12 protein-coding genes are annotated in these 11,641 nt (G+C 36.4%); 11 read left to right on the top strand and 1 reads right to left on the bottom strand.

All coding sequences use genetic code 11. From position 1 onward, the window contains the following. Positions 1–43: 43 nt before the first annotated feature. The 6 genes from ACP3VS_RS13240 (at position 44) to ACP3VS_RS13215 (ending at position 5,512) form a co-directional block, all read left to right on the top strand. Positions 44–208 (top strand): CxxH/CxxC protein, encoded by a 165-nt coding sequence (locus ACP3VS_RS13240; protein ID WP_036162488.1) that lies wholly within the window; start codon positions 44–46, stop codon positions 206–208. Between the two features lie 90 nt (positions 209–298). Continuing rightward, positions 299–778 carry a 23S rRNA (pseudouridine(1915)-N(3))-methyltransferase RlmH gene (gene rlmH / locus ACP3VS_RS13235; RefSeq protein ID WP_012296196.1) on the top strand — a complete coding sequence of 160 codons (480 nt, stop codon included), beginning with the start codon at positions 299–301 and terminating at the stop codon, positions 776–778. 23 nt (positions 779–801) lie between these two features. After that, entirely contained in the window at positions 802–1,281 is a 480-nt protein-coding gene (locus ACP3VS_RS13230) for a hypothetical protein (protein WP_426388910.1), read from the top strand. A 94-nt stretch (positions 1,282–1,375) separates the two neighbouring features. Then, positions 1,376–4,654, top strand: coding sequence for an Eco57I restriction-modification methylase domain-containing protein (locus ACP3VS_RS13225; protein WP_426388908.1), 3,279 nt, complete (start codon positions 1,376–1,378; stop codon positions 4,652–4,654). A gap of 85 nt (positions 4,655–4,739) precedes the next feature. After that, a complete protein-coding gene (gene radC, locus ACP3VS_RS13220) occupies positions 4,740–5,192 on the top strand; it encodes a RadC family protein (RefSeq protein WP_426388906.1) in 453 nt (150 codons plus the stop codon). 14 nt (positions 5,193–5,206) lie between these two features. After that, a complete protein-coding gene (locus ACP3VS_RS13215; protein ID WP_426388904.1) occupies positions 5,207–5,512 on the top strand; it encodes a hypothetical protein in 306 nt (101 codons plus the stop codon). A gap of 50 nt (positions 5,513–5,562) precedes the next feature. Here the strand turns inward: ACP3VS_RS13215 and ACP3VS_RS13210 are convergent, their stop codons facing one another. Then, on the bottom strand, positions 5,563–6,045 hold the full coding sequence (locus ACP3VS_RS13210) for a hypothetical protein (RefSeq protein ID WP_426388902.1): 483 nt from the start codon (positions 6,043–6,045) through the stop codon (positions 5,563–5,565). 314 nt (positions 6,046–6,359) lie between these two features. Between ACP3VS_RS13210 and ACP3VS_RS13205 the strand changes: the two genes are divergently transcribed. From ACP3VS_RS13205 to ACP3VS_RS13185, 5 genes are all read left to right on the top strand, one after another. Then, positions 6,360–6,791, top strand: a complete 432-nt coding sequence (locus ACP3VS_RS13205; protein WP_426388900.1) for a hypothetical protein — start codon at positions 6,360–6,362, stop codon at positions 6,789–6,791. A gap of 23 nt (positions 6,792–6,814) precedes the next feature. Further along, complete coding sequence (locus ACP3VS_RS13200; protein ID WP_426388898.1) at positions 6,815–7,426, top strand: hypothetical protein; 612 nt, start codon at positions 6,815–6,817, stop codon at positions 7,424–7,426. A 47-nt stretch (positions 7,427–7,473) separates the two neighbouring features. Further along, entirely contained in the window at positions 7,474–9,156 is a 1,683-nt protein-coding gene (locus tag ACP3VS_RS13195; protein WP_426388896.1) for a DNA primase family protein, read from the top strand. A 256-nt stretch (positions 9,157–9,412) separates the two neighbouring features. Further along, positions 9,413–9,964, top strand: a complete 552-nt coding sequence (locus ACP3VS_RS13190; protein ID WP_426388895.1) for a recombinase family protein — start codon at positions 9,413–9,415, stop codon at positions 9,962–9,964. Then, complete coding sequence (locus ACP3VS_RS13185) at positions 9,927–11,615, top strand: recombinase family protein (protein ID WP_426388893.1); 1,689 nt, start codon at positions 9,927–9,929, stop codon at positions 11,613–11,615. The genes ACP3VS_RS13190 and ACP3VS_RS13185 overlap by 38 nt, the downstream gene beginning before the upstream one ends. The last annotated feature ends 26 nt before the right edge of the window (positions 11,616–11,641 follow it).

The following is an 11,641-nucleotide window of genomic DNA, read 5'->3' as shown; positions in this document are numbered from 1 at the left end:
AATAAGTTTGTGGAAATTTCGGAAAATAAGGAGACATCAAAAAATGGAAAATTACAGCTGTGAAAGCCATATAGAACACGCTTTAGACATGTTTGTAGCAGAGCAAAAAGTGTTCCCAATTATGGATAAAATCGAAGAGGATAAAAAGTTATCCACAAAGTGTAGCTACTGTGAAAAGCCAGCAGAATATATTGTATCAAGTAAATAACTTTACACAATATATAGCAACGACTTGTGGATATGTTGATAACTTTTGTGGATAATTTGTTTGTAAATGAATTGTAAAGGTGGATAACGTGTGAATATAACGATTGTATCAGTCGGTAAGTTAAAAGAAAAGTACTTAAAAATGGGGATTGATGAGTACGTAAAACGACTTGGTGGCTATGCAAAAATAGATTTGATTGAGGTAGCTGACGAAAAAGCACCCGAGCAACTTAGTGATGCAGAAATGGAAATCGTGAAGAAAAAAGAGGGAGAACGCATACTAGCCAAAATAAGTACAGACACATATGTAATTGCTCTCGCTATCAATGGCAAAATGAAAACCTCTGAACAAATGGCGGCTGATCTTGAATCTCTCATGACCTACGGCAAAAGCAAAATTGCCTTCGTTATCGGCGGCTCTCTGGGCCTACACGAAGACGTCCTAAAAAGAGCCGACGAGCAACAATCCTTCGGCAAAATGACCTTACCCCACCAGCTCATGAAGCTCGTACTCGTAGAGCAGGTTTATCGAAGTTTTAGAATTATGAAGGGAGAACCGTACCATAAGTAAATGAGGTTTTTTAAGGGAGTGGTATGGTGGAATTGGATATTTATGAGAAGTTTAAAAAGATTAAGATTTTAAGGGAAGTTTCAAATGAAACCTTAATTGTATTAGGTATGTTAAATAACAAATGGAATGGCGTAATTGAATATCCAGAAAAGCTAAGAATGGATAAAGCGGAATCGAAGACTAAAATCGATACCGCTTTTTTATTTTACAAAGTTAGCCCTCCTACATACAAAGAGAGAATGCTAATTGAAAAGTACCTTAAAAGCTCATTGGTGGATAATTCTTTAAAATTAATAAAATCAGAGACAGATGATTTTAAATCGGAAAATCTATTATATTCTGAAATAATAGGAAGAAATCTCAATAGAATAGAGATAAATCTTTACAACCAAATCGAAAAGCTAAAGTTGATACAACTTGGACAGGTGTATGGAGAGTTTTATTCTAATGTATTACTCATGAAAAAGGATTCTTATACTCATGTGGTATTCTACTCATATTGACTTAGAACGCATGTTTCCTCCTAATGTAAATTGTGATAAAATAAATAGGTTAAGCAATGCTTTGTATAGAGCAATTGGAGAAGGGGGACTACAAATGACTGGTCAAACACTTCTAGATAAACTAAAAGAGAAGACACTATCTTCTATTTTTCAATCAAGTGAGTATATTGATTTATTAAAGGAACTAACTTCAAATATAATTGAAGTGTCAAAAGAAGCAGAGAATGAAGCAACTATTGTTAGTGGCTTTGAAATACAGTTATATGGCTTTGTAAATAGTACCTTAGGGTTAAGGCTTTTCCCGGAAAAAGAAAAGAAGGTTGATACAGAACGACATATTACTAAAGGTAGGATAGATAGTAAAGTAGGGGCCATAGTAAAAGAGTTCAAACATACTTCAAAACTTGAAACACAAAAACAGCAAGACGATGCTTCGGAACAGCTTATCGGTTATTTAAGAGGTTTAGAAGAAGAGAGCAAATCCAATTATTATGGAATAATCACTGATGGGGTTAAGATAAAATTCATCAGGCTAGAGAATGGACAAGTAACAGAGGAGCCATTTCAGCAAATTAGTCATAGACACATGGATAGGATAATAAAAAGCGTCGTGCTAATGAAGCAAAAGGCACTTACTCCAGAGAACCTGGTTGAAGATTTTTATTCTTCAGAGCAGGATAGCATTGCGTTAGACTTGGTGCACAATTTGTACAAATCTTTAAATAGTCCTTCTAAGATGACTACTCAATTATTTGAGGAATGGAAGGAACTGTTTAGATTAGCTCACGATGACAAGTCAAAACAACAAGCCATAGAAGATAGAAGAAAAGCTCTATCTGATTTAATCGGGCATAAGGTAACAGAAAATAGTGATGAGTATAAGATTATCTATTCCCTTCAAACAAGCTATGCAATAATAATAAAATTATTAGCGTTTAATGTTCTAAGTAAAATCCGCTTTAATACGAATATGTTAGATTTAAACAGCTTAGCAACTGCACAATCTGAAGCTCTTCGAAGTAAAATAAGCGAAATTGAAGATGGTGGCATATTCAAGGATTTGGGAATGTTAAACGTTTTTGAAGGAGATTTCTTCTCATGGTATTGCTCTGATGAACAATGGAATGAAGAAATCGCAGAAAATATTAGAGTAATTTTTGCTTTACTCAGTAAATATGAAGATAAGTCTCTATTTACAACTGGAAATAGTGTTCAAGACCTTTTTAAAGACCTATACATGAAATTAATCCCAGAAAAAGTTAGACACAGCTTGGGTGAATTTTACACTCCAAGTTGGCTTTCGGACAATGTTGTTGATGAATCTCTTGATATGATTAATCATCGAGAGGGATGGAAAGGACTTGACCCGTGTGCTGGTTCAGGTACATTTATTATCACAATGATTAGGAAAATAATAGAGGAAACAGCTCATCTAACAAAAGAACAGCAGTTACATGAAGTGTTATCCAGGGTGAAAGGTATTGATTTAAATCCACTTGCTGTTTTAACAGCTAGAATAAATTACTTTATTAATATCTCACATTTAATTGAAGATGTTTCGGAGTTTGAAATACCGATTTATCTTGGTGATGCTTCCTATGTACCGGAAGAAGTGGAAGTTGAAGGAGTAAGCTGCCTTAAATATGTTATTAGTACGGTTAGTGGCAACATAGATATACTTTTGCCTTTAGAGTTAATCCATGGTGCAAAGCCATTTTCAGAAGTAATGTCAGACCTTGAGGAATTTATTACCGATTTGGATATTGAAGGTGCTCATCAGTTAATCCTTGCTGAAATTAGTAATGAAAATTTACCAGAGGTAATAAACCAATCAATCTTAAATTTATGTACTAAGCTTGTTGCATTAGAAAACGAAGGCTGGAATGGTATTTGGACTAGAATTGTTAAGAATTTCTTAACTACTGCACTTTTAGGCAAGTTTGACATAATAGTGGGAAATCCCCCATGGATTGATTGGAAGAATCTCCCTGAAGGTTATCGCGAAAGAATAAAATCTTTATGTATCTCAAGGCACCTATTTTCAGGTGACGGAAGAACTGGTGGAATAAATTTAAACATTTGTGCATTGATTTCAAATGTTGTTTCTCAAAGGTGGTTAAAATCGGATGGTATGCTTGCCTTTTTAATGCCACAGACACTAGTATTTCAGCAATCATATGAAGGGTTTAGGAAGTTTCAGTTAGATAATGGTTCAAATATGTATTTTCAAAAATTTACAGACTGGACAAAATCCGGTCATCCATTTAAACCCGTCACTGAAAAGTTTCTAACCTATTTCATAAACGGTACTGAAGTTGACTATTCAAAAGGTGTCCCAGCTTCAATGTATAAATTAAAAAAGGGGAAATCCCTTGCAAAATATAGAAATCATGAAGAATTTAGTGATGTAGTTCAAATCTTCGATAAATATGATTTCTTTATGGGGCAAACTAGTACAGATAGTACAAAATTCAGTTATGCAGAAGATAATGAAAATCTAGTTGCTTTTGCAAAAATAGCTGGTGAGTGTCCATATAAAGGTAGGGAAGGGATAGAATTTTATCCTCAAGAGCTTTTCTTATTGGAGATTGATACCGATATAGAGGGACCAAAAACACCGGAAATTATGTATTTGACTAACTACCAAAACAAGAGGTCAAAGCACAAAGTGCCGAAGCAAACTATTCCATTGGAGAAAAAGCTGTTACACCCACTTGTCAAAGGTACAAACATTACAAGGTTCCATATTAATAAACCAAGCTATATAGTGCCGTTTCCATATAAAGAAGAAAGTCCTAAAGTTCCTATGGATTTTTCGGAGCTAAGGAAAGAATCAAAGCTGTTAGCTACCTACTTTAGAAGAAATAGAACGGTGTTAGAAAATCAAACTGATTACAGCAATAAATTAATTGGTGACGAAAATGCACCTTATTACGCTTTAGCAAGGGTAGGGAAGTATTCATTTGCTAAGCATCATGTAGTTTTTCGTGATAATACTAAATGGGTTGCAGCAGTGTCTTCTCCAATAGATACAGAATGGGGAGAAAATAGAAGACCTCTTTTTCAGAACCATGCGGTTTCAATTTGTGAAAAGCCTAATGGAGATTTTATTACCGAGGATGAAGCACACTATATTTGTGCAATTCTAAATGCGCCTATTGTTCAACAATATATCTTAAATTCATCAGACTCTAGGTCTTTTAAGATTAGGCCACCAGTTAAAATGGTTGAATTCGATGAACAAAATGAGATTCATTTAAAGCTATCGAATTTATCAAAAGAAGCCCATATGTCTTATGATGATAAAAAGAGAATGCTTGAAATTGATGCACTTCTAGATGAACTGTACTTGCAATCCTTAGGTAACCTGTAACTATAAATTTTATAAATATATATTATTAAATAGACCTTCCTACTTAATGTAGGGAGGTCTATTTAATTATTTTAGGAGTGAAAATATGAAAAAAATTGCAGCTAAAAGGGTCAACATTGTTTCAGTAAAACTAGTAAGAGAGTCTAGTCTGCTTTACACCAAAAGAAGTATTCGGTCTCCAGAAGATGCCTACGAACTGATAAAAGATTTCTTGGAAGATAGAGACCGAGAGCACTTTATCGTCGTTTCATTAAATACGAAAAACCAACCTGTATCTATTAATATTTGTCATATTGGAAGTTTGAATGCCAGTCTGGTTAGCCCTCGTGAGGTAATGAAATCAGCTATTTTATCATCAGCAGCAAGTATAATGGTATTCCATAATCACCCCTCCGGAGATACCTCCCCATCTCAAGAAGATATATCGGTTACTTCTCGCCTTAAAGAAGCAGGTAGACTGATAGGGATTGAATTGCTAGACCACCTAATCATTGGTGATGGAAAGTACTTATCTCTAAAGGAAAAAGGCTATATTTAAGGGAGGGAAGGTCAATGTGTTACTATAACGCAGAACATTTCGCTATCTTCATGTCGTTGCAATTTGGCATCAATATTGACGAAGAAGTTGGAGAGGAGGCAGTTCTTTTATATAAAGAGGAACTTGATGAAAATCTTGTTTCAGAAGAACTGATTAGTATTTCTCCTGAATTGGTATTGGTTCATTCGTTTGTTTTCAATAAAGAGGAACATGAGTGGTTGGTTTGTGTAGCATCTAATGCTAATACGAACCAACCACTCTTTTTAGTTTGTCTTAAGGATGGGGTAAGGGTGTACGAAGAAAAGTTAATATCTGAATAAATAAGGAAACTGAGTCTATAAGGAATAATAGGTAGTGTTTTTGCTATCTATTATTCCTCTTGTCCTACAAAGATACTGTGAAATTCATCTGTAATTTCATTTCCATCTGCAAATATGACCACATTATCTAGCCCAATTATTGTTTTTAGGACAATATTATTGAACGCCTCTTCAAGGTGGAAAGCAATTTCTTGAGCTTTTCCCTTTTTAGTATTAATGAAGTAAGTTACGACATTGTCACAAACTAAAGAATCGTTAGCCATCAATAAATCATAAAGAGCATCTATGTGGAATTTTTTTTGGATTTCTTCCGAGGGCTTATAAACCCGATTAGCATTTCTTCTAATACCTAACTCTTCTAAATCTCTATATACAGTTGATTGACTGGTTACTATGTTTCTCTTACTTAGTTCTTTTACAATTTCGTCATGAGTAGTTATGTTCTGCTGTTCAAGAATTATATGAATTTCCCTATGTCGTTTCTTTTTTTCATGATTTCTCTCAACATTTTTCTCTGAAAAGCTTTTCTTCATCTTTAACACCTCTATGTTCAAAATTGTTCACAATATGTTCAAATGTGCTTACTCAAAATCCAATTGTTTAAGGACTAATTGTAAATGGATGAATAAAGTTCTATACGATTAACGACCAATGGGTTGGAACTGTATATATAAGCAACCATATCCATTAATGAATAATATTATGAATAAAATTATTATATATGAAAATTACAGGTAGGTAAAACAAGTTGTATACTATATTTTTTTATTCACATCTTGAATTTTTCTGTGTAGTATTCAATGTGTTAGCCGAAGAGAAAAGTAAAAATAGTTAAGGGGGAAACGGCGTGTCATTATTAGAGCATATCCAAAAAAACTATAAAGGAAATCTAAAGCTGTTAGATGAGTTCAAAAAGCAGGATGAAGTTTTTTTGAAAGCATCTGAAAAAGAAGAGGATTTAATAGAATTGTACGATTTTGGAATTGGTTTGCAGAAAGACTTCAATCTCGAGAAGGAATACGATGTAATACAAAATATAATCTCATTAAAAAATGTAATGGTGTTTGCTGAAATTAATCGCTACAAGAAAAGATTGTTAATGGACATGAAAGAGCAAGAGCGAAAAGAAACGGTTCAACTTATCATTAATAATTTGCATGGATTGGGTATGGAACCAGTAGGTTACGAGATTAGAGAAAATAAAATTATTGTTGCATGGTACTTAGATTCTGTCATAGATACTAATACTTTTACATTCCAACTTGATAGTTTGATTTAAAAATTGAATGGAGGATTTACTAAATGGCATTGAAAAAGGTTAGGAGACCAGTACTTCAAGGAGAAAAGAAGTTTAATGAAATGAAGGAAAAAGAAAGAGTGAGTGCATTGGAGCAGGAAAGTGAAGCCCAAGAATTGCAGCTGGAAAATATAGAAGAGTCTCAAGAAGAACTGCCTTATGACACTAACAATTTGGATACCAATCATTTTAATCTAATAGAAGATGAATCGCCTCTTGAACGGCTAATCACTTTTTTGGACGGTAAAGTGAGATTGCCGAGAAAAGCGAAGGTGGGAAAGGGGGAATGCCTTTTCCAAATTAATAGTGTTGCAACAAAAGAAGGTATTCAAGGGAAGTTTGGGTACTATGACCAATACTTATTTACCTTTTCACTAACCCAATCAAGCGGAGAAGTTCCGGTACAAATAACAGTTCCCTTCACTATCTCTTCGAATCCTGAATCGCCTCTAATGAAGTTCTTAATGAGCTTCAGGTCGATATTCGAGGGGCAAAGGATTACCGTTCAACAGTTAGTTGGCTTGAGAGGAACATGTGAAATTGACCATTACATTACCGAAGCTGGGGATGAATATGAAAGATTAGTTGTTAAGAGCATAGAAAATCACACCAATTAGTCGAGAGAAGAATAACCTTTTCTCTCTAAACCAAAAGGAGAAAAAACATGACAAAAAAAATATATGAAATGCAAAAATTTCTTACATTATATCCAATAAGCAAAGTAAGGTTATTAACTTCTTCTGAAACACTTAGAGTGTTGGTTCAAGAAATAGAAATACCAGAAAGGCTCTCAGTATTAAAAACAGCTGTTTACATGACAGCAATTGGTGAAGAAAGTGAGTTCTTTTCTGCATTAATGGAATACGTTCATGATATGCCGAAAGGAAAGTCTCTTGAACTTTACAGAACTGCTGACACGATTACTGAATCACTAGTACCAAAAGCTTTAATTATCGAGATGGTTCATGTCTTGAAGGTTGGAAAAGCAGAAGAAAGAGGCTTCCTCTACGATGAGAAAAAGAACCAATTTGCCTTTAATCCCAATGCATTTGCAAGGCATTTCCTTAAACGATGCCATGTGCGTTCGACAAAGGATGGAAGGTTATTCCTCTACAACAGGAATGGGTTCTATGAAGAACTTTCCGAAGTGAATTTGGGGAAAGTTATCCGGACCGTTATGCATGAAGGCAGGTGGGACAGTTGGAAGAGTAACTATGAAGCTGAGGTTTCCAAGGCTCTTCAACGTGAAGCACCAACAGTTGATGAAATGAATACAAAGCGAGACTTTATCAACGTAAGAAACGGGATGTTGAATTTATCGACCTTTAGGTTGGAAGCACACTCTCCTGACTTTCTTTCGACAGTTCAAATTCCCATTGATTATGACTCAAACGCTCAGGCTCCGAAGTTTCTTGATTTCATAAATGACATAACAGTTAACGATGAAGACTTAATTGGTGTTCATCAGGAACTGATTGGTTATTGGTTGACGGGAGACACCAAGGCTGAAAAAGCGGTTTATTATTACGGGAGTGGAGCCAATGGTAAAAGTGTTTTGGCTTCAATTATCACTGAATTAGTTGGACCCCAAAACGTCAGCAGCGTACCTTTATCCAAGTTTAATGACCAATTCGGTATGGAAAGTATGATTGGTAAGTCGCTTAATATATCTGCCGAGAACGAAATGGGTGGAAAGGCACTTAAAACCGAAAACTTTAAGGCGATTGTTAGTGGAGATAACATCACTATTAACATTAAGTATCGTCCTGCGATTAGTTACCGCCCATACTGCCGTTTGGTGTTTCTAGTCAACAACCTTCCCGACTCATCAGACGTTACAGAAGGCTATTTTCGAAAACTTATTATCGTGCCTTTTTCAAGAACCTTTAAGAAAGAAGAACGAAACGTAGATTTGAAAGACGAACTGCTCAAGGAACTGCCTGGAATTCTTAATTGGGCGATATTAGGATTGAAGCGGCTGAGAAGCAATAACTATCAGTTCAGTGCCTGTAAAGCAATTGAAGAAACCGAACGTGCTTACTACGATGAGCAAAATCCAGTGAGAGAATTTTTTCGTTCTCATGTGGTCCAAGAGGTTGGTTCCCGCACTAAGCAGTCAGATTTCTACAATTTGTATAGTCAATGGTTAAATGTCCAGGGAATTGACGACAAAGGAACGAAATCACGTCAAGTATTTTGGCGCTATTTCAAAGTGATTTTAGACAGAGAAAATATCTCGATTGTGAAGAAGAAAGTTAAAGGAACTGTCTACTTTGACGGCATAAAACTGATAGAATTGGAAGATTTTCAGTTCCCTACTCTAGCTGGCGATATTATTCAGTTCTAAGGGGGGTGTAGGGGGTGTATGAAAAGCAAAAAATTGCTCAATACCAAAAGCTAAAAACCCAATGAAAAGTTTTGTTTTAGCTAACCACCCCTCCCCCCTTCTAACAAGGAAATGAAATATATATTATTACATCGATGAGGAGAACTTGCCATGAACGAAAAAGAAAGTTCAATCTACGAATATCAAAATATGTTAGACATCTTGGCGGAAATGGTCACAGAGTACCTTACAAAACACCCCAAAGGAGGAGATTCCAATGATAAGTAGAGATGAAACAGCACAGCAGAACCAAGATAAGATAGTAATTTACACAAGAAATATATCGTGGACCCAACCAGAGGGGTACAGAATTCATCGAGACGTCCAGGTCTTAAAAGAAAAGTGTGAGCGTGCTGGATATCGAGTCAGTAGAGTCTACTGGGAACCAAGCTCGGAATCTCAAGGAAAAAGAAGAAAAGTATTGAAGCAAATGTTGAAGGATGCTGCTGAAGGTTTGTTCGGAGTAGTCCTTGTTTGGGATGTATTTACGCTTACTCCTGATGGAAAAGAGCTTAAACAAATAGAAAGAGAGCTTGCAAGATATGGTGTGGAGATTTGTTCAGTAACGGAACCTTTCGACACTTCCACAGAAGAAGGATTGAGAGTGTTTGAGTACATGTGCAAATTACTCAATACGAGACATTTAAGGTTAGCAGCCATGCAAGGAATTCCGCTGTCACTAGTAGCACGTTGGTTAATTGAAGATGAAAACAAGAAAGGGGGTGAACGTGATGCCGAACTATGCGAGACAGCTCGAAGACCAGCTTGACCAATTCAGCCGAACTGGAACACAGAAAAGAGCCGCTATCTATGCTCGAGTCTCCACATTGGAACAGGCTGAAGAAGGCTACAGTATTGATGAACAGGTCCGTGTGCTAAAAGAAATGTGCGAACGAGAAGGATATGTTGTTCATAAAGAATACGTGGACCGAGGGAAAAGCGGAAAGAACATCAAAGGGAGACCAGCCTTACAACAATTACTGCATGATGCCAAGGGTAAAGACTTTGACTTGGTACTCGTGTGGAAGGTGAACCGCTTTTCTCGTAAGACAAAGGATTTACTAAATATTGTTGAAGAACTAGAAATGAGAAACATTGTTTTTCGTTCATTTACGGAACGCTACGAAACGGAAACTCCAGCGGGGAAAATGCAATTTCGGATGTTGGCAGTCATTGCTGAATTTGAAAGAGATAATATCGCTCAAAACGTAAAAATGGGGATGTTAGCAAGAGCTAAAGAAGGGTCGTGGAATGGCGGGCAGGTTCTTGGTTATGATGTTGTGAGTGTTCCAGGAGAAAACCGTAAGAGAAAACTCTCAACACTTGTTGTTAATCCAACAGAAGCGCAAACGGTCCGAAAGGTATTTGACCTTTACGTGGAGGGGAATGGTTACAAATCCATCGCAAATAAACTCAACAATGAAGGACACCGGACTAAAAAGAACAAAGACTTCTCCATCAACGGGGTAAAAACGATTCTAAGCAATCCACTTTATGCAGGATTTATTCGCTATAATGTCCGGAGAGATTGGAACGAGAAGAGAAGAAACAATATTAATCCTCACCCTGTGATTGAAAAGGGGCAGCACGAAGCTATCATTTCAGAAGAAACATGGGAAAAAGCAAAAAATATCATGTCGAGTAGAAGCGGCAAGCCTAATCGAATACATGACGGGGAGTTCCCTCTCACTGGTATCATGAAGTGTCCTGCATGTGGGGCAGGAATGGTGATTGGAAGGACAACGAATACACTCAAAGACGGAACAAAAAAGGTTCTGGAGTATTATGTATGTGGGGCTTGGAAGAATAAAGGTTCAGCAGTTTGTCGGTCGAATGGAGTAAGGACGGATTATGCAGACCCTCATGTGCTTGAAAAGCTATCAAACATAGCCACAAGTGATGTGCTTATAGAGCAAATTGTTGAACGTATTAATAACAAGAAAGAACAAGATTCTTCTCCGCTTCAACACGAATATGAGACTTTGAAAAAGGCAATAGAATCCAATCAACAAAAGAAAGAGAAAGTCCTTGGTTTGTACGAAGATGATTTGATTCAAAAAGCAGACCTTGTGCAGCGGTTATCCACTTTGAATGAAGAAAAGGAACGACTTGAAGAGAGACTATCTCCTATTGAACTGCAGATAGGGCAAGGTGGTACACAACTCATAAACTTTTCAATGGTCAAACAGGTCATGCAAAACTTCAAAAGTGCCTATCAAGAATCATTGACCAGGGAGCAGAGGAAAAGACTGATGCACCTGCTCATCCGTCAAATCACCATCAATGAGGACCGGAAGATTGACACGATACAAATACAACTTAATAAAGAAGTTGCAAAACACTTCACCTTTAAAGGGGGAGAGGATTCATCTATTACGGATGAGTTCTCTCCCCCTTTTTCTATTTTAATCGACCTATGAAAAGGAGCAAATTACCTATGAGCATT

The organism is Lysinibacillus sp. VIII_CA (assembly GCF_049943995.1).
Lineage (GTDB): Bacteria > Bacillota > Bacilli > Bacillales_A > Planococcaceae > Lysinibacillus > Lysinibacillus pinottii.
This window is presented reverse-complemented; position numbering and strand designations above follow the sequence as displayed.